The 24,102-nt window shown below is 67.8% G+C and carries 24 protein-coding genes; 11 read left to right on the top strand and 13 right to left on the bottom strand.

Features of this window, described 5'->3' with window-relative positions; all coding sequences use genetic code 11:
• Positions 1-85 precede the first annotated feature (85 nt).
• Positions 86-1,165 (top strand): HNH endonuclease signature motif containing protein, encoded by a 1,080-nt coding sequence (locus tag FPP74_RS07140; protein ID WP_144717701.1) that lies wholly within the window; start codon positions 86-88, stop codon positions 1,163-1,165.
• Here FPP74_RS07140 and FPP74_RS07135 read toward each other — a convergent pair.
• Positions 1,104-2,303 carry a multicopper oxidase domain-containing protein gene (locus tag FPP74_RS07135; RefSeq protein WP_144717699.1) on the bottom strand — a complete coding sequence of 400 codons (1,200 nt, stop codon included), beginning with the start codon at positions 2,301-2,303 and terminating at the stop codon, positions 1,104-1,106. The genes FPP74_RS07140 and FPP74_RS07135 overlap by 62 nt on opposite strands.
• Positions 2,300-3,355: a hypothetical protein gene (locus FPP74_RS07130; RefSeq protein ID WP_133064759.1), complete on the bottom strand. Its 1,056-nt coding sequence runs from the start codon at positions 3,353-3,355 to the stop codon at positions 2,300-2,302. Before FPP74_RS07130 ends, FPP74_RS07135 begins: the two co-directional genes overlap by 4 nt.
• 122 nt (positions 3,356-3,477) lie before the next feature.
• Between FPP74_RS07130 and FPP74_RS07125 the strand changes: the two genes are divergently transcribed.
• On the top strand, positions 3,478-4,158 hold the full coding sequence (locus FPP74_RS07125) for a metalloregulator ArsR/SmtB family transcription factor (protein WP_095535842.1): 681 nt from the start codon (positions 3,478-3,480) through the stop codon (positions 4,156-4,158).
• Here FPP74_RS07125 and FPP74_RS07120 read toward each other — a convergent pair whose 3' ends face one another.
• Genes FPP74_RS07120 through FPP74_RS07110 form a run of 3 tightly spaced genes read right to left on the bottom strand, consistent with a single transcriptional unit; the run spans position 4,159 to position 6,085 of the window.
• Positions 4,159-5,331: a globin domain-containing protein gene (locus FPP74_RS07120; protein ID WP_144717697.1), complete on the bottom strand. Its 1,173-nt coding sequence runs from the start codon at positions 5,329-5,331 to the stop codon at positions 4,159-4,161.
• Positions 5,332-5,383: 52 nt separating this feature from the next.
• Positions 5,384-5,866, bottom strand: a complete 483-nt coding sequence (locus FPP74_RS07115; RefSeq protein ID WP_095548064.1) for a hypothetical protein — start codon at positions 5,864-5,866, stop codon at positions 5,384-5,386.
• 6 nt (positions 5,867-5,872) lie between these two features.
• Complete coding sequence (locus FPP74_RS07110) at positions 5,873-6,085, bottom strand: helix-turn-helix transcriptional regulator (RefSeq protein WP_095535845.1); 213 nt, start codon at positions 6,083-6,085, stop codon at positions 5,873-5,875.
• 128 nt (positions 6,086-6,213) lie between these two features.
• Here FPP74_RS07110 and FPP74_RS07105 point away from each other — a divergent pair, with 128 nt between their 5' ends.
• Positions 6,214-7,881 carry a glutaminase gene (locus FPP74_RS07105; protein WP_144717695.1) on the top strand — a complete coding sequence of 556 codons (1,668 nt, stop codon included), beginning with the start codon at positions 6,214-6,216 and terminating at the stop codon, positions 7,879-7,881.
• 4 nt (positions 7,882-7,885) lie between these two features.
• Here the strand turns inward: FPP74_RS07105 and FPP74_RS07100 are convergent, their stop codons facing one another.
• Positions 7,886-8,479: a TetR/AcrR family transcriptional regulator gene (locus FPP74_RS07100; protein ID WP_095554151.1), complete on the bottom strand. Its 594-nt coding sequence runs from the start codon at positions 8,477-8,479 to the stop codon at positions 7,886-7,888.
• Positions 8,480-8,566: 87 nt separating this feature from the next.
• Between FPP74_RS07100 and FPP74_RS07095 the strand changes: the two genes are divergently transcribed.
• Positions 8,567-9,742 (top strand): alpha-amylase family protein, encoded by a 1,176-nt coding sequence (locus tag FPP74_RS07095; protein WP_095554478.1) that lies wholly within the window; start codon positions 8,567-8,569, stop codon positions 9,740-9,742.
• Here FPP74_RS07095 and FPP74_RS07090 read toward each other — a convergent pair.
• Positions 9,739-10,281, bottom strand: coding sequence for a hypothetical protein (locus tag FPP74_RS07090; RefSeq protein WP_095538042.1), 543 nt, complete (start codon positions 10,279-10,281; stop codon positions 9,739-9,741). The two genes, FPP74_RS07095 and FPP74_RS07090, sit on opposite strands and share 4 nt — an antisense overlap.
• A gap of 50 nt (positions 10,282-10,331) precedes the next feature.
• On the bottom strand, positions 10,332-11,654 hold the full coding sequence (locus tag FPP74_RS07085) for a M20/M25/M40 family metallo-hydrolase (RefSeq protein WP_144717693.1): 1,323 nt from the start codon (positions 11,652-11,654) through the stop codon (positions 10,332-10,334).
• A gap of 249 nt (positions 11,655-11,903) precedes the next feature.
• Here FPP74_RS07085 and FPP74_RS07080 point away from each other — a divergent pair, with 249 nt between their 5' ends.
• Together FPP74_RS07080 and FPP74_RS07075 are read left to right on the top strand one after the other, a co-directional pair.
• On the top strand, positions 11,904-12,467 hold the full coding sequence (locus tag FPP74_RS07080; protein ID WP_095554148.1) for a TetR/AcrR family transcriptional regulator: 564 nt from the start codon (positions 11,904-11,906) through the stop codon (positions 12,465-12,467).
• A 22-nt stretch (positions 12,468-12,489) separates the two neighbouring features.
• Positions 12,490-13,083: a TetR/AcrR family transcriptional regulator gene (locus FPP74_RS07075; protein WP_095546911.1), complete on the top strand. Its 594-nt coding sequence runs from the start codon at positions 12,490-12,492 to the stop codon at positions 13,081-13,083.
• Here FPP74_RS07075 and FPP74_RS07070 read toward each other — a convergent pair.
• Both FPP74_RS07070 and FPP74_RS07065 read right to left on the bottom strand, forming a co-directional pair.
• Positions 13,064-13,900, bottom strand: a complete 837-nt coding sequence (locus FPP74_RS07070) for a hypothetical protein (RefSeq protein ID WP_144717690.1) — start codon at positions 13,898-13,900, stop codon at positions 13,064-13,066. The genes FPP74_RS07075 and FPP74_RS07070 overlap by 20 nt on opposite strands.
• Positions 13,897-14,889, bottom strand: a complete 993-nt coding sequence (locus tag FPP74_RS07065) for an App1 family protein (protein WP_144717688.1) — start codon at positions 14,887-14,889, stop codon at positions 13,897-13,899. Before FPP74_RS07065 ends, FPP74_RS07070 begins: the two co-directional genes overlap by 4 nt.
• Positions 14,890-14,909: 20 nt before the next feature.
• Here FPP74_RS07065 and amn point away from each other — a divergent pair, with 20 nt between their 5' ends.
• From amn to FPP74_RS07050, 3 genes are read left to right on the top strand one after another with little or no spacing between them, the layout of a single operon-like run.
• A complete protein-coding gene (amn, locus tag FPP74_RS07060; protein ID WP_122086043.1) occupies positions 14,910-16,301 on the top strand; it encodes an AMP nucleosidase in 1,392 nt (463 codons plus the stop codon).
• Between the two features lie 26 nt (positions 16,302-16,327).
• On the top strand, positions 16,328-17,233 hold the full coding sequence (locus tag FPP74_RS07055) for a Sir2 family NAD-dependent protein deacetylase (protein WP_144717741.1): 906 nt from the start codon (positions 16,328-16,330) through the stop codon (positions 17,231-17,233).
• 56 nt (positions 17,234-17,289) lie between these two features.
• Complete coding sequence (locus tag FPP74_RS07050) at positions 17,290-18,201, top strand: CAP domain-containing protein (protein WP_144717686.1); 912 nt, start codon at positions 17,290-17,292, stop codon at positions 18,199-18,201.
• Positions 18,202-18,204: 3 nt separating this feature from the next.
• Here FPP74_RS07050 and FPP74_RS07045 read toward each other — a convergent pair whose 3' ends face one another.
• Complete coding sequence (locus FPP74_RS07045) at positions 18,205-19,491, bottom strand: dicarboxylate/amino acid:cation symporter (RefSeq protein ID WP_144717684.1); 1,287 nt, start codon at positions 19,489-19,491, stop codon at positions 18,205-18,207.
• Between the two features lie 164 nt (positions 19,492-19,655).
• Between FPP74_RS07045 and FPP74_RS07040 the strand changes: the two genes are divergently transcribed.
• Positions 19,656-20,186, top strand: a complete 531-nt coding sequence (locus tag FPP74_RS07040; protein WP_144717682.1) for a gamma carbonic anhydrase family protein — start codon at positions 19,656-19,658, stop codon at positions 20,184-20,186.
• Here FPP74_RS07040 and FPP74_RS07035 read toward each other — a convergent pair.
• Positions 20,142-21,212, bottom strand: a complete 1,071-nt coding sequence (locus tag FPP74_RS07035) for an ROK family transcriptional regulator (RefSeq protein ID WP_095535858.1) — start codon at positions 21,210-21,212, stop codon at positions 20,142-20,144. The two genes, FPP74_RS07040 and FPP74_RS07035, sit on opposite strands and share 45 nt — an antisense overlap.
• 169 nt (positions 21,213-21,381) lie before the next feature.
• Here FPP74_RS07035 and FPP74_RS07030 point away from each other — a divergent pair, with 169 nt between their 5' ends.
• Entirely contained in the window at positions 21,382-23,085 is a 1,704-nt protein-coding gene (locus tag FPP74_RS07030) for a DUF885 domain-containing protein (RefSeq protein WP_255456093.1), read from the top strand.
• On the opposite strand, the gene FPP74_RS07025 is transcribed toward FPP74_RS07030, so the two are convergent.
• Positions 23,082-24,095, bottom strand: coding sequence for an AbrB family transcriptional regulator (locus FPP74_RS07025; protein WP_144717678.1), 1,014 nt, complete (start codon positions 24,093-24,095; stop codon positions 23,082-23,084). The two genes, FPP74_RS07030 and FPP74_RS07025, sit on opposite strands and share 4 nt — an antisense overlap.
• Positions 24,096-24,102 lie beyond the last annotated feature (7 nt).

The following is a 24,102-nucleotide window of genomic DNA, read 5'->3' as shown; positions in this document are numbered from 1 at the left end:
CCGGCCCCTGGTTCCATATTTGCGGGAACTGGGGGACTTCTCACATTTCCCCATTTTCGCTGCCGTTTCGGATATTGTTGCTGCCATGAACGCACTCGCACAGCTCGCCCGGTTTGACCGCAGCGGTTTCGACTTCGTCGCCGCCGCGGCGGGCAAGTCTGCCCGCGAGGTGCGCGACGAGGGGGTCCAGTACGACCGCGCGAAGCAGCTGGTCGCGGCGGCGCACACGCTCTGCGGCCGGACGTCCCACTCGCGCTACCAGCAGCGCGCGCACGACGGGGCGCGGGAGCACGGGCACCGGATCGAGACGCTCGCGTACATCGCGCGCACGGCGAACGGGATCAAGGACGCGACGAAGCGGTGGCGCTACATCGACACGCTGTGCAACACGCCGGGGGACCTGTCGCTGATCCGCAAGCGCGCGACGGAGCTGAAGGAGGAGCTGCAGCCACGCGCGCCGCGCACCGCGTGCGCGCGCGTCACCCACCACGGCGACGGCCAGGCCACCCTGCGCGTGACCGGCCCCGCGCTGGACGTCCAGGCGGCCTACGACGCTGCGAAGAACGACGTCGCCGCCTGGCTCGACCAGGACTGCCCGCGGGCCGACTACCTGCTGAAGCTCAGTGTGAACCTGGACCTTGGCGACTACGTCCGGATCGTCTCCGGCGCCGGCGACGACGTGCAGGTCCGCTTCGCCAACGGGGTGGTCATGTCCGGCGAGGAGTTCGTGCGGCAGCGACTCTCGCAGTTCGGGCACATCATCCTCGTCGGCGCGATGGACGGGCCTGTCAACGCCTACGACATGCGCCTGGCCACGCCGAAGCACCGCGAGATGATGCTTGCGGACTCAGCGACGTGCACGTGGAAGGACTGCGACGTGCCGGCCTCGCGCTGCGACGCCCACCACATGACCGAGCACCAGCACGGCGGCGAGACCGCGGTCCACAACCTGGGCTGGCTGTGCCGGTACCACAACTACCAGGCGGGCCGCACCTCCCGCGGGCGCACGGAGCGGCGGGGCGGGCGGATTGTGTACGTCTCGCCGTCGGGAAGCGTCACGCCCACCGGCGCGGACCACGTGGCCCGCGCGCCGCACCGCACCGTCACAGACGGACCACAAACTGGCCGCGCTGGCCCTTCTCCGCATCCGTCATCTGGTGGTTGACAAAGCTGTAGGTGCCCGGCTCGTCGAAGGTGAACTCCACGAACCCGCCCTGTGCGGCGAGGAGGTCGAGGGCCTGGGAGCCGGTGTCGTGGGCGTCGCGAAGCGAATAGGCGCCTTCCTTGTACACGGTGTCGAAGACTTCTCCGACGACGTGGAAGCTGACCGGGTTGTCGGGCCCGACATCGAGGACCCAGACGCGGACCGTGTCGCCGACGTGCGCCTCAATCGGGTGCTCGACGTACTGGTTCGGCGTGCCGTTGAACGCGGTGGCGTCGTAGTTTCCGGCGGGGATGCTGTCGTCGTCGTGGTAAATCTCGTGCGCGACCAGCGCGTACTCCGCGTCGACGGGGCTGAGGTCCGGCGGGTCGATGATGAGGGCGCCGGCCATCCCCTTCGCGATGTGCAGGCTCATCGGCATCGTGCCGCAGTGGTACATCCAGATGCCGGAGCGCCGCGCGGTGAACTCGTAGACCACCTTGTCGCCCGGTGGGATCTCGCGCATCACCTCGTCGGGGCTGACTTCGCCGGCGTGGAAGTCGATCGAGTGGCTCATCTGCCCGTGGTTTTCCACGGTGATGCGGAACCGGTCGCCCACCTTGCCGCGCAGCGTCGGCCCGGGCGCTTGGTCGGCGAAGGTCCAGGAGTCGCCGTCGTCTTGTATCACCCAGGTCTCCTCGTGGAGTTCGCCGCTCGCGGGCTGCAGTGTGGCGTCGCGGGCAGTGCCTATCGACGCCTCCTCTTCCCCCTTCCCACTCGTCACCACATCAAAGGTCATGCCCATGGCTTTGTGGCCTGCGATCGTGCACCAGCCCTGGGTGTCCTCGGTGAAGACGCCGAAGTCGTGGGTGACGGTCTCGCCCGGGTCGATGCGGCCGCTGTGCTCGCCGCCGAGCTTCAGGTCGTGCTGCTGCGTGTCCGAGTTGGTGATGTTGAGGACGAGCCGGGTGCCCGGCTCCACCGCGACGCTCGCGGGGACGAACGACATGCCCTGGATGTCCACGTCGACGGTGGTGGCGTCCTCGCTGCTCACCGCCTGCGTGCTGGTGGTGTCGGAGCCGCTGAACGCGAGCGTGAGCCCGACGACGACGGCGACCACGAGGGCGATGAGCCCCCAGGCCAGGGATTCGGTTCGTTTCATGGGACAGCTACCTTTCTTGCATGGAGCGCGAGCCCTACTCCCAGTATGGCAAGCCCGATCCGCGGGCTGACCAGGGCGACGAGCGCGCCGCCGTTGACCACGCCGACTTTGATGAAGCCGTTGTCGGGCTCGCGCGCGCCGCGGGCGAGGACCGGCAGCAGGTGGCCGATCGCGCCCGCGACGACCTGGGCGAGCCCGGCGGCGAGGAGGAACGTGAGCAGGTTTGCGGGGAAGCGGACGGCGCCGGTGGCGAGTGTTGCGGCGTCGGCAAACATGGCGCCGAGCAGCCAGAGCAGTCCGGCGGCGACGCTCACCGCGGGGGCCGACAGCCCGGGCGTGAACAGCGCGCCGGCGAGGACGGGCTGCAGCGCGTAGGACCACGCGAGCGCGCACACCGCGAGCGCCACCGCGGCGAGCGGCGGGCTGGCCAGGGCCGCGGCGGCTGCGGCCGGCAGCGCGATGCAGTGGGCGAGCAGCGCGCGGGGGAGGCGGGCGCGGGCGGTTGCGGAGGCGCGGTTGCCCGTCATGGTGGGGAGCAGGGTGATGACGGTGCCGGCGATGGTGGTCCACGCGAAGCCCCAGACGGCGAGGCGGGAGTGGGCGGCGATGGTGGCGTCGATAAGCGAGGGCCCCACGTGCCGCGAGCCCACGGCGACGGCGGCGGCGAGGGCGAAGAACGCGGCGGCGACGACGTAACAGCGGGCGGTGCTGGCGAACGGGCTGGTGAGGCCGCGGCGCAGCTTGCGGGCGATGGACACCCCGTGCCAGCACAGCGCGGCCGCAGCGACGGCGGCCGGAATGGCGAGCGGCGCGCCCAGCAGCATCGCGACGAGCGCCAGGTTGACCGCCGCGATGCGCACGGCCAGCCCGGCGGGACGGGAGGCGGTGCGCGTGAGCGCGTCGGCGAAGTGGGTGGAGTAGGCCTGGATGGCGGTCGTGACCACGCCGAGCGTGAGCGGGTGGATCACCGTCCAGCGCGACGCGCCGGCGAGCGCGGCCGCGAGCGAGACGGCGGCCCAGCACGCCACGAGCACGCCCACTACTTTTTGCACGGTAATAATCGTACTAAGCTGGGAGGGGTCAAACAAGGCGGTCAGGGCGTGGTTCATATAATGAACGCACGCAACTGTCCAAGAAGTGCCGCCGCCGAGCGGCCGGCAGAAAGGTGCGAAGCATGGACCGACACCGGACGCCGCGCCCCACTTCCGATCTCACCACCGCGGCCGCGGAGCTGAGCGCGAAGCAGCGCGAGGTCTTCGGCGCGCTGCAGCAGTTCCCGCAGGGCGCGCAGGTGACGGAGCTGGCGAAGGAACTGGGCATGCACATCAACACGGTCCGCGGGCACCTTGACGAGCTCATCGCCCACGGGCTCGTGGTGCGCAGGCAGGCGCGTACGACCGGGCGGGGGCGGCCGTCGCACATCTTTACCGCGCGCGTGGCGCGGAACGCGGACGTGACCAGCGAGTACGTCGAGCTGGTTGACATGCTGGCCACCGCGATCGCCGGCGACGACCTGGAGCGAGCGCGCGAGGTGGGGCGGCAGTGGGCGAAGGAGGCGTCGTCGAGGCACGGCGGCACGCCGCGGGATCTGGACGAGGCGACCGAGAAGGTCGCCCGGATCCTGCGGGATATGGGGTTCGACCCAGCGCTTCGCGACGATGCCGCCACCGACACCTCACGCGAGCTCTCCCTCAAGGCGTGCCCGTTTGTCACCGACCCCGGCAGGGCGCCGAGCCCGGCGGTGTGCGCGCTGCACGCCGGCTACGTGGACGGCAAGGCGGGCCGCATGCAGGTGGAGCTTCTGCCGTTCGACCGGCCCCACGAGTGCGGGGCCCGCATCACCGAGGTGGAGTAGCTAGTTGATCAGCCAGTCGTTCGGGCTGAACAGCTCGAAGTAGACGTTGGCGGGCGCCTTGTCGGCGGGCAGCGCCGCGATGTCGTCGCGGATGCCCTGAAGGAAGTTCGCGCCGCCGCAGAGGTAGACGTCCGCGCCGGCGAGGTCGGCCTCGGCGACGTTGATGCGCTGGTCCTGGCTGCGGAAGGTGGCGGTGACGTTGGCGTCGGCAAGCGCTTCCGCGAGGGCGCGGGTCTCGGCCTGCTGCGCCCAGGAATCTTCGGAGTTGTCGGCGTGGAGGTAGGTCACCTTGCGGTCCGAGTGGGTGCGTGAGAGGTGGCCCAGGATGCCCACCATCGGGGTGGAGCCGATGCCGCTGGAGATGAGCACGACCGGGTTGTCGCTGTCCTGGAGGACCAGGTCGCCGGCGGCGAGGGTGGCGTCGACGGTGTCGCCGATGGCCACGTGGTCGCGCAGGAAGGTCGAGACCTCGCCGTCGGTCTCCACGGCGATGCGGTAGGAGTGCTCGTCGCCCTCGATGATGGAGTACTGGCGGAGCTGGCGGGCGCCGTCGTCAAGCGTGACGCCCACGGAGGTGTACTGGCCGGGGCGCGGCGCGGTGAAGTCGCCGCTGAGCGTGTAGGCGTAGACGGAGTCGGTGAGCTGCTCCTTGGCCGTGACCTCGGCGCGGCGGAAGACGTCGCCGTCGGTCACGCCGTCGGATTCATAGAGCTTCGCCTCGTGCTTGATCAGCACGTCGGCCATGAGCCAGTAGACGGCGTCCCACGCCTCGGCGACCTCGGGGGTCACGGCGTCGCCGAGCACCTCCGCGATCGCGGCCATGAGGTTGTCGTGCACGATCTGGTACTGGTCCTTGCGGATGCCCAGCGAGACGTGCTTGTGGGCGATGCGGTCCAGCATCATGACCGGGTCCGGCGCGTTCGGGTCCACGAGCTGGGTGGCGAAGGTCGCGACCGAGGCCGCGAGCGCCTTCTGCTGCGCGCCCTGCTTCTGGTTGCCGCGGTTGAAGGTGTTGGCGATGAGCTCCGGGTGCGCGGTGAACATCTTGTTGTAGAACGTCTTCGTGATGGTCTCGATGTTCTCACCCACCGGCGGGAGCGTGGCCTTGATGATCTCGGCGTGCTCCTCGCTGAGGTGGTTGAGCTTCGGGTCCGGCTTTTCCTGCAGGTACATGCGGTGTCCTTTCGTGCCGTTGAACAATTAACACCGACTGTACCCGTCAAAACTAGTCCTCGAGGTCCGTGGCGAGGCGCTCCTCGTCGTCGCGGCGCTTGCGGCGCTGGAGGCGCGGGGCGAAGATGGCCGCCGCGCCGCCGCCGATGAGCGCGCCGATGACCATGCCGATGGTGCCGCTGCGGTCGCCGTCGAAGTCGGTGAAGGCGATGCCGGCGAGGGCGATCGCGAAGAGGATCCAGATGGGCAGGGTGGAAAGGGTGAACATCTTGGGCGGGCGGGGCCGCGGGGCGTAGTTCTGCATCCACAGCGCGCCGGCGGTTTGCGCGAGCGTGACGGGCAGCAAGGCCAGCAGCGAGTAGATGGCGGCGCCGTCGGGCAGGACCCACGCGAGGATCGCCATGATGAATGTGGTCGTGTACTTGAGCGTCTCCGAGGTCACGGTGCTGGACTGGTGGAGGATCTGCTGCTGGTATTCGTCGTCGGTGCCTTGGTTGGCCAGGGCGACTTTCTTGTCGCCGTACTGCTTCAACATGGGGAGTTATCCTTCCTGGTCGTCGCCGAAGAGGGCTTCGACGGTTTTGCCGAGGGTGTGTGCGATGTCGAGTGCGAGGTGGACGGAGGGGGAGTAGTTGCCTTTTTCAATGTTGGCGATGGTCTGGCGGGACACTCCCACCTGCGCGGCGAGGTCGGCTTGGGAGAGTTCCTGCCACCGCCGCCATTTGCGGACCATGTTTTCGTGTGTGTCTGGCATCAGCGCTCCTTTCGTGTCTCGTAAGCGCCTACGGCAAAATATAAACCAAACACGCCACGATGTAAAGGAAACTAGACAAAAAGGAAATGGGGGAGCGTCGATAAGCGAAAGGCTCTAGACTGGCGCGCATGCCGACGCCAGTGCCTGCCTACCTTGACCGCATCCTCGACCTCGTCCGCGACGACGACAGCGGCGAGGTCGCCGACTACATCGACGAGCTGGCTGCCGCGGACCCCGACAAGCTGGGCGTGGCGCTGTGCACGACCTCGGGAAACCTGTATTCGGTGGGGGATGACGAGTACGAGTTCACCATCCAGTCGATCTCCAAGCCGTTCGTGTACGCGCTCGCGCTGGAGGAGCTCGGCGCGGCGGAGGTGCACAAGTACGTGGGCGTGGAGCCGTCGGGCGAGGCGTTCAACGCGATTTCGCTGGAGGAGGACACGCACCGCCCGGCGAATCCGATGATCAACGCGGGCGCGATCGCGGTGAATCAAATGATTAACGGCGCCGAATCCTCGGTGGAGGAGCGGGTGGAGAAGATCCGCGCGTACTTCTCCCGGCTCGCGGGCAGGGAGCTGCGTATCGACGAGTCGCTGGTCCAGTCCGAACTCGGCACCGCCCACCGCAACCTGGCCATTGCGCACCTGCTGCGGGAGTTCGGCATGGTGCAGGACCAGGCGCACGACGCGATCGACTCGTACACGCAGCAGTGCTCGGTGCTGGTCACGGTGCGCGACCTGGCCACCATGGCGGCGACACTGGCCAACGGCGGCGTGCAGCCGATTACTGGCGAGCGCGTCCTGTCCGCCGGCTCGTGCCGGATCACGCAGGCGGTGATGACGTCGGCCGGCATGTACGACGGGTCGGGGCAGTGGATGGTCAACGTGGGCATCCCGGCGAAATCCGGCGTCGCCGGCGGGTTGATCGGGACGATGCCGGGGCAGTTGGGGTTGGCGTCGTTAAGCCCGCGGCTCAACGAGCAGGGCAACTCGGTGCGCGGGGTGCGGATCTTCCGCGAGATGTCCGCCTCGCTTGGGCTGAACCTGATGGGCGCGGACTTCTACGCCGCGCCGGGCATTCGGTCGGTGGAGCGGCGCGAGGACTGCACCGTGGTGGAGCTGCAGGGCATGATCAACTTCACCGCTGCGGAGAACATCCTGCACGACCTGGCCAGCGAGCGCATCGTGGGCGGCACGCTGGTGCTCGACGTGTCCAACGTGACCAGCTTTAACAAGGCCGGGCGCCTGCTGATCAAGGAGGGCATGCGCCACCTGCGCGACACCGGCCTGGACGTGCGTATCTACGACCCCGACGGCGCGATGCCGGACTACGAGTTTTCCGACGGCACGAAGGTCCCCGCGATCAAGGACTTCTCCACCACCTTTACCGTGCCGGGGTCGCGCACCGAGGTCTTCCGGGCGATCTCCGCCCCGCAGGAGTGGTGGGACGAGCACGTCGACCACATCGAGGGCTCGGCCTCCGAGCAGGGCGGCGAGTTCCACTTCGACACCGACGACCAGTACGCGGAATTCCGCGTCGAGGAGTCCGAGGTGGGCGACCGCCTGGTCTGGCACACCGAGACCACGGGCAAGGACAAGGAGGACCGCGACTGGGACGACACCTCGCTCATCTTCGAGCTCAGCGACAGCGAGCAGGAGGACGGCGAGACCCAGGTCACGTTCACCCACCGCGGCATGCACCCGCACGGCGAGGGCTACAAGGAGGCCGTGGAGGCGTGGCGGGAGCGCATCCAGGAGCGGCTCGAGCCGCTGATCCGGCACCGCGGCGAGCGGTAGCGCGCTAGAGCGCCGCGAGGAAGGCGGCGGAGGCGGTGCTGATGAGCAGTTCGCGCTGCTCGGCGGGGCAGCCGTCGTCGACCCAGTCCAGCGCGATGGCGTCGATAAAGCCGATGAGCCCCGAAACGGCGATGCGCGCGCGGTCGTCGCTGCGGCCGAGGAAGTCGCACAGCGCCTGCACGGTGGTGTCGTGGCGCTCGATGCGCAGGTGGATCGCCTCGATCGGCTCCTCGCCGCCGCGCTTGCCGGTGGACCACACGAACGGGTGCGTCTCGATGTAGTTGAGGTAGATGTCCAGCCCGCGGCGCACGATTTCCTCGGTGTCGGAGGACTCGAGCCCCTCAGCTGCGGCGATCTGGGCGTTGTGCAGGTTGATGGCCGTGCGCTCGAGGAAGGCGGTGTACAGGCCGGCCTTGGAGTCGAAGTAGTGGAACACCAAGCCTTGGGACACGCCGCAGTGATCGGCGATACGCTGGGTGGGGACCTCGCTGTAGGGCGTGGTGGAGAAGATCTCCGTGGCAGCGTCGAGAATTTCCTGGCGCCGCTCCTCCACGCTCAGGCGCCGCTGTGGCGCGTGCGTCGTGTGGCGTTCTGTCATGCGCTACATCGTACACACGCACAAGTTTTACATGCATTGAATATCAATATAATTCTGAACGTTGTCCGCTGACGAAAGGGAAATACCGTGAAACAGCAGCTCGTAGACGCCATCTGGTGGCACGTCTACCCCCTCGGCGCGACGGGTGCCCCCATCCGCGACGCGAAGGACGCCGCGCACCGCCTTCCCCGCCTCGAGGCGTGGCTGGACTACCTCATCGAGCTCGGCTGCAACGGCATCCTCCTCGGCCCCATCTTCGAGTCCGTCGCGCACGGCTACGACACGCTCGACCACTACCGCATCGACGCCAGGCTTGGCGACGACGCCGACTTCGACCACTTCGTCGCCGCGTGCCACGAGCGCGGCATCCAGGTCATGCTCGATGGCGTGTTCAACCACGTCGCGCGCACCCACCCGTGGGTGGCCGAGGGCCTCGCCGGCGGCACCGACTGGGAGGGCCACGAGGAGCTGGCCACCCTGCACCATGACGACCCCAGGGTCCAGGACGCGGTGACTGACATCATGCTGCACTGGCTGCGCCGCGGCATCCAAGGCTGGCGCCTCGACGTTGCCTACTCCGTGCCCGCCGAGTTCTGGCGCACAGTGCTTGGGCGGGTACGCGAGGAGTTCCCCGACGTGTGCATCCTCGGCGAGGTCATCCACGGCGACTACGCCGAGATCGCCGAGGCGGGCACGCTCGACTCCGTCACGCAGTACGAGCTGTGGAAGGCGCTCTGGTCCTCCATCTCAGACACCAACTTCTGGGAGCTCGACCACGCGCTGGGCCGCCACCGCGACATTGCTAAGCGGACGCTTCCCAACATCTTCATTGGCAACCACGACGTCGACCGCATCGCCTCCAAGGTGGGCCAGGACGGGGAGATCGTCGCGCTCGCCCTGCTCATGAGCCTGCCCGGCATGCCCAGCATCTACTACGGCGACGAGCAGGGCTTCGAGGGGGTGCGCGGCGAGGGCTTCGCGGCTGACGACGCCATCCGCCCACCCCTCCCAGCCTCCCCGGCAGAACTCTCCGAGCTGGGCCAGTGGGTCTTCGAGGAACACAAGAAGCTGATCGGCGTGCGCCGCCGCAACCAGTGGCTCACCCACGCCGACGTGGAGGTGCTGGACAAGGAAAACGCCACGATCTCCGTGCGGAGTCGTGGCGAAAACGGCGAGGAGATCCAGACCGACGCGTGGCTCGAGCCCGCGCCGGGCGTGCGCATCCGCGCAGGCGCCGAGGTCCTCTACGAGTGGGGGAGTTAGCGCGGCAGGGAGGAACCCTGCGCGTACTGCGCGAGCAGCTGCTGGACGATCGCGCCCAGGTCCGGCAGTCGCACGGTCGCGACGTTGGCCACCGGCACGTCGATGGTCGGCGCGCCCTGCGGGGCGAGCACGATCACGTTCTGGGGGTTCTGCTGCGCGGCCGGTGCGGGCTGGGCGGGCTGCGTGGCCGGCGCGGGCTGTGCCGGCTGGGCCGGCTGTGCGGGTTGCGCCGGCGCAGCGTTGCTGGTGCCGCCGTTGGTGCCCTTGAGGCCGCAGCGGTTCGCCGCGTTCTCTACGCGGGCGAGGGCGTCGAGGATCTGCGGGCCGCGGCTGTCAAAGCGGGCGATGGTCTGGGCCTGGCGGACCTTGGCGTTGTAGTCGGCGTCGTTGGTCCAGTACTTCTCGGCCTGGGCGCAAGAGATTTCGCCGGCGGGGAGCTTGGCAAGGGCGTCGTCAATCGCGTCGGCGTGGGCGGCGGCCGGGGCCGCGGCGAGCGTGCCCGCGACGGCGGCGGTCATGGCAAGGGAGCGGAGTTTCATGACCGCCAGTATGTCACGGATGTGACGCATGTGAAAGGGGAGCGCGCAAATTACGCGTTCACCATGCGGCGGATCAGGCTGCGGTAGGCCCGCGTCGTGAGCTCCACGTCGGTCAGGTCGACGTACTCGTCGTGGCTGTGCAGGAGGTCGAGCACCTTACCCAGCGTGTTCTCGCGCTTGTGCATGGCAAAGCCGTAGCCCACGCCGCCCTTGCGGCGGGCAAAGCGCAGGTCGGAGCCGCCCGCGGCGAGCGTGGGGACCACGGCCGCTTCGGGGAAGAACTCGGCGAAGGTGTCCACGATGGCGTCGTAAAGCGGGCCCTCGGTGGGGGAGACGGTGGCGTCCTCGGTGATGAGGTGGGTGATCTCCACCTCGTTGGCCAGGTCACCGAGCGCCTCGCGCAGCAGGTCGTCGATGTCTTCTTGGCTCTGGCCCGGCAGCTGGCGGATGTCCAGCTCGATCGAGGCCTCGGACGGCAGGACGTTGATCGCGCCGCCCGCGCGCAGGACCGTCGGCGCCACGGTGAGGTGGCTCATCGCGTGCGAGTAGCGCTGCAGCTCGCCGAACGCCTCGTAGCCCTCGCCGCGCAGCAGCGCCTGCTCGGTCTCGGGGTCGAACTTCCAGGCGCGCACGTAGCCGGGCCACGGCTCCTCGGAGCTGACCTCGGGCGTCAGGGCGGCGATGCGCTCGGCCACCTTGCCAATCTTGGCAATGGTCAGTTCGCGCCCGTGCGGCGTGGAGCCGTGCCCGGCGTCGCCGTGCACGGTGAGGCGTCGCTGCGCCGCGCCCTTTTCGCCAATAACGACGACCACCGCATCCGACCCGTCCTGCACCGGCAGGTGGGAGCCGCCTTCCTCGGACAGGCAGTTCTTCCAGGAGAACGCGTCCGGTGCGTGCTCCGCCAGCCAGCCCACGCCCAGGCCGCCGCGGGCCTCCTCGTCGGCGCAGCCCACGAAGGTGAGGGTGCCGGTGGGCTGGGTGCCGGACAGGGCCACGTCGCGCACGGTGGCCGCCATCGCGGCGGTGATGTAGAGCATGTCGGTGGCGCCGCGGCCGTACAGGTGGCCGTCGATAATCTGCGCCCCGAACGGGTCCTTGGTCCACTTCGCCTCGTCGACCGGGACCACGTCGGTGTGGCCGAGGAGGGTGAGCGGCTCGGCGGAGGGGTCCGAGCCCTCGATGGTAAACGCGATGGAGGTGCGGCCTGGGTGGGGCTCGAAGCGCTCGACGCGCACGTTCGGCGCGTCCGCGAAGAAGCGCTCGAGGACGTCTGCGGCCTTGGATTCCTGCCCGGAATCGGGGGTGAGATCGTTCACGCAAGAAATTTGGACGAGTTCTTTGAGCAGCGTAATGGTAGTGTCCGCTAAAGTCATACAAATCAACTTTCTTAAATTTGGCGGATGCGGTAATTTACATCTGTTGCGGTCTAATGTGAAGACTGAACGATATTGAGCAGCGCTGAACCGCACGGTACGGCGCAATATTTAAGAATAACGCGAGACCTGGCCTCACTGAAGAAATCAGGAAAGCTGAGAATTTAAATCAGAACCTGAGTGATCCTGAGGGCGAGGCGAGCAGAGACCCGGGAAGAGGTGGAAGCGGTGGCCCGTAGAGAAGGCAGCATGGACCCGAGGGCGATTCGTACGCGCAACGCCTTCCTGGACGCGACGGAGACGCTTCAGCGCGAAAAGAAGACCGAGGACATCACGGTGTCCGCGATCGTGGGCCTGGCGGGCATGAGCCGGCAGGTGTTCTACGAGCACTTCGACGGCCGCGACGCCGTCGTCGGCGCGCTCATGGAGCGCACGTTTCGGCCGCTGCTTCAGGAATACGTGAAGACCTACGAGCGCACCGGCGACCCGGAACAGGCCATCGAGGGTCTCGTGGCCGGCATGTACAAGGAGCGCGACCTGCTGCTCAACGTCGTCGGCGGCCCGGCGCTCACCTACACCCTCAAGCTCTTTACTACCCCGGAGCAGCCGATGCTGCGCGGAGTGGTGGACGCGATCCTGGAGCGCCAGGGCGAGCTCGAGCCGAGCCTGCTGGAAGGCGTGGAGGACTTCCTCCGCGCCGGCGCCTTCCGCCTCCTGGTTGCCTCGGTGCGCGAGGCGGATTCGGCAGAAGACGCGGCGAAGCACGCCAATAGCGTGCTTGGACTCTTGCGCGCGTCGATCGTGGGCAGCTAGCTCCGAAGGAAGATGAATTGTTATGGCACGTCGTGAATCGAGCTCCGACCCCCGCGCGGTACGCACCCGCGAGGCGTTGATCTCCGCCACCATCGCGTTGCTGGTTGACCACAAGGTGGAAGACCTGTCTGTCTCCGGCATCGTGAAGGCGGCGCAGGTGAGCCGCCAGGTGTTCTACGAGCACTTCCAGGACCGCGACAGCGTGGTCATCGCCGCGGGCGAGGCGGTCCTCGGGCCGGCGTACCGCGACTTTGCCTACAACTTCGACGGCGACACGGACTACGCCACGCAGGTGCACAAGCTCGCCGAGATGCTCGAGCCGCACGAGTGCATGATCCGTCACCTCATCGACTCGCCCGTGCACGGCAAGCTCAACCAGACGATCTGCGAGCTCATGTTCCCGCCGATCCGTGCGAACCTGTGGAAGTCGCTGGAGCGCGGCGGCATCCAGGCCACCGACGAGGTCATCGATGATGCAGCGATGTTCATCGTGGCGGGCACCCAGCACCTCTTCGTCACCGCGTACCGCGATGAGATCGCCGTCGGCGTGACCGCCGAACGCGTCGACCGGGTGCACGACCTGATGGGGCAGCTGCTTACTCGGAAGCGGGGCTAACGCTGGCGAGTGCCTCGGCGAGCTCGTCCAGCGCGTCGGTGGTGTCCTCGAAGGAGCCGTCCTCGCTGATCGCGGCCATGGAGATGCCGTAGCGCTTGTCGGCGAACTGCCCGAAGCCCAGCTGCCGAGACTGCCAGGAGCCGTCGGTGTCGTCGCTCCAACCGCCCTTGAACGGGATGCCCAGGGCGCCGAGGCCCCAGGACTGCGACTTATCCACGTGCACCATCTTGTCCAGGACCGCGTTGTCGGGCTTCCGGTCGGAAAGTTCCGCCAGGTAGTGGGCGTAGCGGGCCTGGGAGTTCAGCGACCACTCGCTCGTGCCCCAGGCCTCCTCGAGCGTGGCCGTCGCGCCCGCCTTGGCCAGCTCGTCGGCGACCAGCTTCTTCGCGCCGCCCGCGGCCGCCAGGCACATCCAGAGCTGGTCCGCCGACCCGTTGTCGGAGACCTCGATCGTGGAGGTGATGAGGGTGTTCAGCACGTCCTCGCTCGCGTCGCAGTGTTCCGTGGCGGCCATTGCGACCGGCACCTTGATCGTGGACCACGCCGCGAGGCTGGTGACGTCGCCTGCGGTGACGGCGGCGTCATCGTCGTCGATAAGCACGATGCCAATGCTCGTGTCCGTGTCCGCCTCGATCCTTTCCACCTCCGCCTCGAGCCAGTCGGGGTCGACGCCGACGGTGTCGTCCACCTCGGTGAGTCGGCGCGAGAGCGCGTCCGAGTCGGGCTCGGCGGGGGTGTGCGCGATGCGCACGAACGACGCCGCGACCAGCAGGATCACGACGCCGGCGAAGGCGAGGGCGAACGGTTTGCGGCTCACAGGTGCCGGTATTCCTCGAGCAAGTCAAAGCCGGTGTGGCCGTGGATCGACTTAATGGTGCGGTAGTTGCCCGGCTGCGAGATCGTGGTGGTGGTGCCGTGGGCCAGCATGTGCTCGGAGCGGCTGAGCTCGCGGATGGCCACGAGCCGCACGCGGTCGGGGTGCTCCTGCACCAGGTCGGAGTAGAGCATCGGGTCGTGCTGGCCGTCGTCGCCCACCAGCGTCCAGCGGATGTTGGGGAAGTCCACGATGAGGTTACGCAGCGCCACCCGCTTGTGCTCCTTGCCGCTGCGGAACAGACCAGTCGGGGTGGGGCCCCAGTCCGTGAGCAGCAGCGGGCCGCGCGGCAGCTTCTCGCGCGCGATGAAGTCGGTGAGCGTGTCGTAGGTGTTCCAGGCGCCCGTGGAGACGTAGAAGGTGGGCTCGTCGGGGCCGAGGACCGCGCTGTAGAAGTCGTCCATGCCCGCGATCGGCTGGCGGGTGTTCGTCTTTTTCACCCACGAGTTCCAGGCGGCGAGCATGGCGCGCGGCAGCATGGTCACCATGATCGTGTCATCTACATCGGAGATCAGGCCGTGGGTGACGTCGTCCGAAATGATCTGCACCTGCGCTTCGCTCGGCTCCGCGCTCAGCGGTGTGCGCACCGTGGCGGTGTGCCAGCCGGGCTCCAGCCCGTGGTCCAGGATGAGGACCTCGAGGTAGCCGTTGCCGTTCGTCTGCGCCGTGACGGTCTGCGCGCCCAGCGTGACGGTGACCTCAATGTCGGGCACCTGGGTGGTGAAGAACTGGCGGTAGCCGCGCTCCACCTCCGTTTTCGGTTCCCGCTCCGGGTCCGCCATGAGCACGCGCCCAAGCACGCGGGCACGCTCGGAGTTGCCGTAGCCGGTAAAACCCGTGACCTGTGGCGCCCAGCCCCGGCGGGCCTTCGTTTTCACGTCCGCGTTGTTGATGCGGTGCTCCGCCCAGCGGACCACGTCTGAAAATCCCATAAGCCAGTAGTCTAGGCGCTATGGACAGAGTCGAGAGTGCGCACGTGGCCGTCGAGAAGCTCATTGAGCTCTACACCGCATCGTGTGAGCTCGCGCGAGACGCGCTCACCAGCGGCGACTACGCGCGCTACAAGGACGTGTACTACCCCAAGCTCTCCGTGGAGATCGGGCAATGGGTGCCAGTGGACCGCTCCGAGCCCTTCGGCTACGTCGACGAGGCCGGCACCTACTCGGCGGTGCTGTCGCGGCCCGACCTCATGGCGCCGTACCTGCGCTCGCAGCTCGAGGCGCTGACCGCCAACTACGAGTGCGAGATCCGCGTCGGCTACTCGGAGACCCGCATCCCGCCCGAGTACATCCGCGGCACCGGCCCGCGCCCCGCGAACACGGAGAACGCAGTGTTCGTGCCTCGCCCCGCCCTCGACGAGGTGCACGACGCAATTATCGACGGCCACTGGGACGCCTTCCACGGCGAAGAGAAGCCCCTCTTCCACTTCGGTCCGCAGCGCTTCGACCTCGCGCTGGCCCGGCTGGAGCACTACACAGGCATCCAGGTGGAGTCGCTGCAGAAATTCATCCTGTTTACCAACTACGCCATGCACGTCACCGAGTTTGTGCGCTTCGGCGTCGCGGAGCTGGCGCGCGAGGGCTCGCGCTACACGCGCCTCGTGCTGCCCAGCGGCGAGACCATCTCCGACACGGTGGCGGTGGAGAACCTGGAGCTGGGCTCGAAGTTCCAGATGCCGCGCTACGACCTGGTCACCGAGGACGGCGACGGCATCACCATGATCAACATCGGCGTCGGCCCGTCGAACGCAAAAACAATAACGGACTCGCTGGCGGTGCTGCGCCCCGAAGCGTGGATCATGATCGGCCACTGCGCCGGCATGGACGCGCGCATGCGCATCGGCGACCTCATCCTGGGCAACGCCTACGAGCGCAAGGACAACGTGCTTGACGAGCACATCCGTCCCGACTCGCCCATCCCCGCCGTTCCGGAGATCCAGCGCACCCTGGAGAAGGCGGTGGCGAAGATCTACGGCGACGACACCTCGCTCATGCGCACCGGCACCGTCCTTTCCACCAGCGACCGCAACTGGGAATGGAAGGCGCCGCGCGATCTGTGGGAGTGGCTGCGCGGCTCCACCGCGGCGGCCGTGGACATGGAGTCCTGCACCATCGCGGCCAACGGCTACCGCTACCGCGTGCCCTACGGTGCGCTGCTCGCGGTCTCCGACCTGCCGCTGCACGCGGTGCCGAAGCTGCCCGCGGCCGCCCAGACCTTCTATTCCAACTCCAAGGAGGCGCACGTGATGTGCGCGGTGCGCGCGATGGAGAAGCTGGCCAAGAACCCGCAGCGCCTGCGCACCCGCAAGCTGCGCCGCACGATCGGAGAGCTCCCATTCCGTTGAGCTCCTTCGACGATCCGGCCGTGCAGATGGCGCACCGCAGCGCCGTGCGCTCCATCGAGCGAGTCGTCCACGAAACCACCGCGCCCACCGACCCGGACCTCGCGCTCGAGCGCGTCGTCGCGCAGCTGCGCCGCGGCAACGTCCTGGTCATCACCGGCGCGGGCGTGTCCACCGACTCCGGCATCCCCGATTACCGCAGCGCCGGCGGCCGCCTGACCAAGGGCCGCCCGATGACGTACCAGGAGTTCGCGCACTCGCCCGCCCAGGTCCACCGCTACTGGGCGCGCGCCTTCGTGGGTATGCAGTTCATGCGCGCCGCCGCGCCCAACCGCACCCACTTCGCCCTGGTCGAGCTCGAGCGCGCCGGGCTGCTCACCGGTATTGTCACCCAGAATGTCGACGGCCTCCACCTCGCCGCCGGCTCCCACGACGTCATCGCGCTGCACGGGGATATGGAGCACGTCGTGTGCCTGGACTGCGGGGCGCGCCACGCTCGTTCGCTTATCGACGCCATGCTCACCCACGCCAACCCCAACTTTTTCAATTCCGTGGAAGTCACCGGCAACATGATCAACCCGGACGGCGACGTGGAGCTGCGCGCCAGCGACGTGGAGCGGTTCCACATGATCGCCTGCCCCGCGTGCGGCGGCCAACGGCTGAAGCCGGACGTGGTGTACTTCGGTGAAAATGTGCCGACGGGGCGCAGACAAGCAGCTCGGGCGTGGCTGGACGAGTCCGCTTCGGTCCTGGCGCTGGGCACGTCGCTGGCTGTGATGAGCGGGTACCGATTCGTCCTGGACGCCCGCAAACAGGGAAAGCCCGTCGCGGTGGTCAACGGCGGGCCGGGGCGCGCCGACCCGAAGGCCACGACGCTGTGGCGCACCGGGGTCGCCGACGCGATGGACGCAATTCTGGACGAGCTGGATCTCTAGGAGTTGTAGGGTGAAGGGGTAACTTTTGCCCGAAAACTTGCTGAAAGGCCCCTGACATGCGTTTTCGTTCCCTCGCAATCGCAGCATGCGCCGCGACTGCCCTCGTTGTCGCGCCCGCCGCTTCCGCCGACCCCGCTCCGGTCACCGGCGTGGAGCTGAACCAGCCCGCCGATCAGGTCGTCACTTTTGAGGCAAAGTTTGACCTCACCCGCGACAACGAGATCGCCCTGCAGAAGGTGCGCGAGCTGCGCGCCGACATGTGGGACCGCAACGTGCCGTTCAAGGGCGAGACCCTGCAGTACGCGGCAAAGGTGACCGGGCTGAGGACGAAGGAGGCGTACGTCAACGACGTGAGGATCGACCACGGCTACGCGCTCATCGCCCTGCAGCGCGCGGTGGAGGAGGCCGGCGGAATCGACCATGATCGCCCGTACAACGAGACGTGCAGCAATGAGTGCGGTTCGCTGTGGACCGCGACGATTCAGGGCGAGCAGCCGTTCGGCGAGAACCTTTCCGGTGAAGAAGACATGGCGAAAGCCATGCACGGTTGGGGCTACGACGAGCTGGACGCCCTGTACGACTCGAATGGCCAGTTCAACAACGCCAACGGCCACCTCTACAACTTGATCAACCCGGACCGCACGTGGTTCGGCGTGGCGTCGGTGCGGACGGCCGAGGGCACCGCCAGCGCGTGGGAGGCCGCGGGCAAGGCCTCCGGCGTGACCGCGTTCCCCGAGGGCGCGCGCACCGAGGCGCTGGCGCGCCCGGCGAACAACGGCGAGACGCCGTCGACGAAGGCGGTTCCGCTGCCGAAGAAGAGCACTCCGAGCAGGGGGCAGGGCACTGTGTCGCTCGGTGGTGGTACCGAAACCGAGAAAATCATCGGCATCATTTTCGCCATCATCGGCGTCCTGGCCGGCATCTACTCCTTTGTGAAGCAGTACCTGCCGGACGCGCTGCCGAAGTAGGGGCTACGCCGCTGCGGGCGCGGCCTCCTTGCCCGCGTCCCAGACGTCCTTGTCCAGGATCTTCTCGCGCGTGGACACCACGGCGGCCACGACGGCCTGGCCGGTGACGTTGACGGCGGTGCGGCCCATGTCGATGATCGGCTCGATGGCCAGCAGCAGGCCGACGCCCGCCAGCGGCAGGCCGAGGGTGGAAAGGGTGAGCGTCAGCATGACGGTCGCGCCGGTGGTGCCGGCGGTGGCCGCGGAACCCAGCACGGAGACGATGACGATGAGCAGGTAGTCCATCATTCCCAGGTCAACGCCGTAGAACTGCGCGACGAACAGAGCGGCGATGGCGGGGTAGACGGAGGCGCAGCCGTCCATCTTGGTCGCCGCGCCCAGCGGCATGGCAAAGGACGCGTACTCAGAGGGCACGCCCATGGACTGCTCGACGGTGCGCTGGTTCACCGGCATCACGCCCATGGAGGAGCGGGTGACAAAGCCCAGTGCGGTGACGGGCCAGACGCGCTGGAAGAATTCGACCACGTTGATCTTGTTCGCGGCCAGCACGATCGGGTAGAGCACGAAGATGACCAGGGCGAGGCCGATGTAGATGGCCAGGACGAACTGGCCCAGGTTGCTCAGGGCCTCCCAGCCGTAGGTGGCGACCGCGTTGCCGATCAGGGCCGCAGTGCCGATCGGAGCGAGGCGGATGACCCACCACAGCACGACCTGAACCACCTTCAGCAGCGACTCGGAGAACTTGATAAACGGCTCGGCGGACTTGCCCGCCTTCACGGCGGCGACGCCGATGAGCAGGGAGACCACGAGGATCTGCAGCACGTTGAAGTTCACCGACGCGCCCGACTCGGTGACCTTGGCGGTCAGACCAAGGAAATTCGACGGGACGATGGAATCCAGGAAGCCCATCCAGGAACCGGTGGTCGACGGCTCGGCGGCCTCGGCCGCGTCCACGGTGGAGTTCGCGCCGGGCTTGAGCACGGCGCCGACGACGATGCCGATGATGACGGAGAAGAACGCGGTGATGGCGAACCACACCAGCGTTTGCACGGCCAGGCGGGCCGCGTTGGAGACCTGGCGAAGGTTGGCAATCGAGGTCACCACGGCGGTGAACACCAGCGGCGGGATGAGCAGCTTGAGCAGCTGGACGTAGGTGCCGCCGACCCAGTCGAGCAGCCCGGAGAGCCACTCGACGTCGCTACCTGCGGCGATGAAGCCGAGGATGAGGCCGATAATCAGGCCGTAAATCACTTGGGCGCCAAATCCGGTCGCCCACTTTGGAAGAGACATGCGCGCTCCAATGCGTTGAAAGAATCTATACAGGTCTGTACTTACTCAACGCAGAGTAGCAGCGTGTCACCTAAAAACTAATTCGCTCAACAGACAGACAGGACGGTCTATCTGGGCGTTTTGGCTACGCTCGGAGGGCACACCCAACACAGTGAGGAGCACCAATGTCCGGTATTTACTCGTTCGAGGGGAAGACCCCGCGCATCCACCCCAGCGCCTACATCGCCCCCGGGGCCACCATCATCGGCGACGTCACTATCGCCGAGGACGTCAATATCTGGCCGGGCGCGGTGCTGCGTGGCGACGTCGGCGCCATCGAGATCGGGGCGCGCTCCAACGTCCAGGACGGCTCGGTCATCCATGTGGAGACGGGAAGCACGACCGTCCTCGGGGAGGACGTCACGGTCGGGCACATGGCAATGGTCCACGGCTGCACCGTGGAGCCAGCCTGCCTGATCGGGATGAGCGCGACGGTGCTCTCCGGCGCGCGCGTGGGCGAGGGCAGCATCGTCGGCGGCGGGGCGGTGGTCCTGGAGGGGCAGGTCGTCCCGCCATTTTCCATTGCGGCCGGGGTGCCGGCGAAGGTGCGCAAGCAGCTTGACCCGGAGACGCGCGAGCAGCGGGTGCGCCACGCCGCGGGCTACGTGGAGCTAGCTCGCCGCTACCGTGAGGGGCTCGCGGAGCACGAGGTCTAGCGCGGCGGCGCGGGCGATGTCGCGCACCACCTCGGCGTGGGTGGGGATCATGCGCAGCTCGGGCGCCTGCTCCATTTCGGCGCGCACGGTGCGGGCGAAAGGAGCGGGGGCGTGGGGGTCGTCGATAAACGCGCTCCCGGCGATGACCACCGTGGACGGCGCGTGCTCGGTGCTGAGCTTGGCCACCAGGCTGCCTAGGTCGCGGGCGCGCTCGTCCAGCGCGGTGCGGGTGTCGGGGCTGGAATCCTGGACGGCGTCGAGCAGCGTGGCAAGCCCCGGCTTGTGAATGCGCTCGAGCAGGCCGCGTGTGGTCAGCTCGTGCCGCTTCACGCGGATCGGCTGCACGCCGTCGCCGGTGGACACCGCGCAGCCGATCGAGTCGTCCGCGAACAGCGCCATGATCGGCCCGTCGCCAAGGTCCAGGTTCGACTGCATCTCGGAGCCGATGATCGCAGCGCTAATCGACGTCACCTCAACCGGCACAGAAAACTGCTCCCGCAACTGCCCGGCGAGGTCCACACCGTCCCAGCCCAGGTTCACGGCGATGACGGTGCCGTCCTCCGTCACGGTGCCCGACGTGGTCACGCCGAGGGCGGCGAGGCGCCGCTGCATGCCCGCGGTGAGGCGGTTGAGTGCCGCCATGAGGTGCTGGATGACGTCGTCGGGCGTCATGCTGGCGACGGGCAGCTCGAGGTCGACGCAGCGCAGGGTGCGACCGCGCAGGTCAAAGACGGCGACGTAGGTGAAGTCGGTGCCCACGGCGATGCCGCCGTAGATGGGGTCGGGCTCGGCGAGCTCCAGGGGGATCGTCGGCCGACCGCGCCCGGTGGAGCGGGTGAGATCGGTTCGCTCGTTGACCAGCCCGGCCTCCGTGAGCGCGGCGATGGCGCGCGTGACGGTCGGCTGGGAGAGCCCGGTGGCTTGCACGAGTTCACTGCGGGACGTGAGGTCCTGCAGACGAATGAGGTGGAGACACTTCGCCGCGGGGGTCGTCGGGCGAGTGAACGGCAATGTTGTGCAAGTCATGTGAATATATTTACTCACTGGCAGACTGCTTTGTCCAGTCATGGCCCTGAAAATGGCCGAAAAATGCCGTCTCACCATATGAAAACGTGTATCCTGAGCAGGACAGACAGCTTGGTTCAAAAGGTTTCCGATGGCAGGAAAATTCGCAGGTGGGTTAGAATCCCCAATCATGACGTCAGTTCTCCCGACCGAGCCCACACCCGAGCACGCGCCAGGTGCGATGCCTGGCCGAGAGCCATCGCTTCTCGACGCCACGTGTGAGGACTTCGTCTACGACTACGCCCAGCTCACGCCCACCCTGGGCACGCAGATCGGGCTCGAAGGCTTCGACGCCGACCTCCAGGACTTCAGTCCCGAGTACTGGGACGCGACGGCGGACCGCATCCGTGACCTCATCGCGGACGTCGACGCGCTCAATGACTCCACCGACGCCTCCGACGACGAGGACGACTTCGACGAGGTGGACAGCCTCACCGCCACGATCCTGCGCGACCGGCTGGCCTACCACCTGGAGCTGCACCACCAGGGCGAGTTCCTGCGTCGGCTGAACAACATCGAGTCGCCCGTCCAGACGATCCGCGACTCCTTCCTGCTCATGCCCAAGGTGACGGAGGAGGACTTTGACAACGTCGCGGCCCGCCTGAGCAAGGTGCCCGACGCGCTGTGCGGCTACACCGAATCCCTCTCCGAGGCGGCGAACACCGGCAACGTGGCGTCGCACCGCCAGATCGACGCGGTGATCAACCAGTGCGAGACGCTCGGTGAGTCTGGCTCAACCCTGGACTACCTAGGCCTGCCGCCGGAGTCGAAGGTAGTGGAGGAAGCCAAGGAGGCGTTTGCCAAGTTCGCGGACTGGCTCTCCACCGAGCTGTCGCCGCAGGCCAACCACGAGGACGGGGTGGGCCGCGACCGCTACGAACTGTTCTCCGAGTACTTCTTGGGCCGCGAAGTGGACCTCGATGAGGCGTACGCGTGGGCGGAAGACGAGTTGCGGGTGACCGTCGATAAGCAACAGGCCCTGGCGCGGCAGCTGTACGGCGCAGAGACGAGCGTGCCGGCGGCGTACCGGCGCCTCAACGAGGATGACCGGTACACGCTGCGCGGCACCGACGCGCTGCTGGAGTGGCTGGACAAGGTGAACGCGGAGGTCGTCGAGTGCTTCGCCGGCAGCGAGCTCGACATCCCGGAGGACATGCCCGGGGTGAACACCGCGATCGACCGGGCCGGGTCCGGTGGCGTCTTCTACACCCCGCCGAGCGACGACATGCTGCGCCCCGGCACCATGTGGTGGTCCGTGCCGGAGGGGCAGGAGACCTTCCACACCTGGCAGGAGCTGTCCACCGTGTTCCACGAGGGCATCCCCGGCCACCACCTGCAGCACGGCGCTGCGCTGCTCAACCGCAACGAGCTCAACCTGTGGCGGCGCTCCGTGTGCTTCAACTCCGCGCACGGCGAGGGGTGGGCGCTCTACGCCGAGCACCTCATGGAGAACTTCGGCTGGTTCGAGGACCCCGGCTACCTGATGGGGCTGCTGGACTCGCGGCGCCTGCGCCTGGCCCGCGTGATGGTGGACATCGGCGTCCACCTGAAGAAGCTCTCGCCGGACGGCAGCGGCACCTGGGATGCCCAGTACGCGAAGGCGTTCCTGCGCGACAACTGCGCCATGCCGGAGACGCGCATCTCGTTCGAGCTGGACCGCTACATGGGGTGGCCGGGGCAGGCGCCGTCGTACGCGATCGGCTACCGCGACTGGTGCACGCTGCGCGAACGCGCGCTGGCCCAGGGGATGACGGCGGCCCAGTTCCACACCAAGGCGCTCGGCCTTGGGTCAATGCCCATGGACATGCTCGCCCACGAGGTGCTCAACCACTAGCGCGAAAGCTTCCGCAGCAGGTTGGGCAGGTAGCCGGCGACGATGAGGATGCACACCAGCCGGATGATCTGCAGCGACACCACGGCCGGCCCCGCGCCGCCCTCCGCGGACAGCGCGAGCGCAGTCTCCAGCGCGCCGGGCGTGGTGGCCAGGTAGCCCTCGTAGAGCGAGAGCCCGAGCCACTTAGACATCACCCAGCCGGACGCCGCGCACGCCGCCATGAGCAGCACGATGTAGGCGAGCGTGGCCGGCAGCAGCCGGCTGAACTGCCGCAGCGCCGGCACGGAGAGCCCGCCGCCGCACATCCAGCCGAGGCAGAGGAACGCCCCGACCATGAGCGGCTGCGGCGGGATGATCTGGAACGGGGTGAGCGAACCGAGGAGCGCGGTGAGCAGCATCGGGCCGAACACGCTTGAGTTGGGCAGGCGCAACAGCTTGCCCAGCGGCTGGCCCACCAGCACGATCGCCGGCACGAGCAGCCACATCCACCAGTACGGGTCCGTTTCCTCCGGGGCGTGCGTCTGCGGTGCGCTGAGCAGCCCCGCCACCAGCGGCAGGGTCATAGAGACCACGAGCAGGCGGAGGTACTGCGTGAGGGTCACGTAGCGCACGTCGGCCCCGACGTCCTTTGCAATCGCGGGCATTAACGACGCCCCACCCGCCAGCAATGACAGCACACCGGTCTCCCGCGACACACCGTGGTTAGCCAGCACGAAGCCGCCGGCGAACGCCAGCACGATCACGAACGCGGCGGCGGCGATGCCGGGAAGGAGAAACGGCAGCAGCTCCCTCGGCGGGATGCCCACCAGCGGCAGCGCCGCCATCACGCCGACGGCGCCGCGGGCGAGCCGGAACACGCGGTCGTCCAGCGGCAGGTCGCTGCCGGTGATCAGCGCCGCGGCACCGGAGGCGATGATGGCGCCGAGGATCCAGGCGGCGGGCACGTGAAGCGCGGAGAGCACCCAGCCCAGCAACACCGAAGCCGGGGCCACAACCATCCAACGCTGCATAGGACCT

It is taken from the genome of Corynebacterium sp. NML180780 (assembly GCF_007786415.1).
GTDB classification, from domain to species: Bacteria; Actinomycetota; Actinomycetes; order Mycobacteriales; family Mycobacteriaceae; genus Corynebacterium; species Corynebacterium gottingense.
The sequence above is the reverse complement of the archived record's forward strand: the minus strand, read 5'-3'. Positions and strand labels throughout refer to the sequence as shown.